Here is a 908-nt window from a genome sequence, read left to right on the forward strand (position 1 = left end):
CAGCTCTCGCTTGAGAGTGGGTTGGGAATACTGTTAATTTTATCCATTAAGCCTTTGAGATCGAAACCGGTTGTAGCATCGGTTGCGACAAAAAAGTATGACATATCAGGATAATACATACCTGGCCATGTTGAAGCCTGCAAGTGCCAATTATGCATTTTCGCCCATTCGGCTCTTTCCCCATGAATCACAGCTGTAAGATATGGCTCGTCAATTAGAACTGATTGCCCCGTGACAGGATCATACCAATGAGATGAGTGATCTGCTTGAGGCAGTTTGTTTTGGTAACTTTCATTAGGGTAGGACTGATGGTGATTGATGTTAGGCTTCAAACCTGTAGCTTCGATTAATCGCAACATCCTAACGGCTTTACAAATGACGTCTATAGAGCCTTCTTGCGATTGAGCAACGTCGTCATTGACGAAATGGTTTGGCGAGGCAAGCCTAAAAGCTGCCATGCCGATAGCACGTTTGTACTCATTCTTGTTGATTATCTTGAGTAAAGGTTTTGAAAGCTCAATATCGAGCACTTCCCGGCCCATTTTACGTTTTTTTATGTCGTACCAATAACTGGTAAAAAACAACCGATGAGTATGGTTTTTTATATGCGAATTTTCGAGCTGATTGCTCGCATGCGCGTAGTTTTCAAAAGAAGCGCTTCGAGCAGCAATATTTAGAGCTTCGTGATAGGGTAAACCATTTGATTTTTTAAGCTGGTTGGCAAGACGTTTAATACCACCAATGGTTGCTTGTTGAATATTTTCGTTCAACATTTTTTATCTCCTGACGTGTCTAACAGCGTCGCTCGTCAACCGCTCAACAGGCCCGATAGAAAATATTGAGCTAGTGAGATATTCACATAAGGTAGCGCTTCAAAAGCTTTGCAAAGACGAGCGGCGGGCTCCTAC

1 protein-coding gene is annotated in these 908 nt (G+C 42.7%); it reads right to left on the reverse strand.

The window, feature by feature from the left end; translation table 11 throughout:
• On the reverse strand, positions 1 to 773 hold a 773-nt coding region (locus tag A28LD_RS03070), incomplete at its 3' end, for a hypothetical protein (RefSeq protein WP_007419599.1).
• Positions 774 to 908: the final 135 nt, after the last annotated feature.

It is taken from the genome of Idiomarina sp. A28L (assembly GCF_000218785.1).
Taxonomy (GTDB): domain Bacteria; phylum Pseudomonadota; class Gammaproteobacteria; order Enterobacterales; family Alteromonadaceae; genus Aliidiomarina.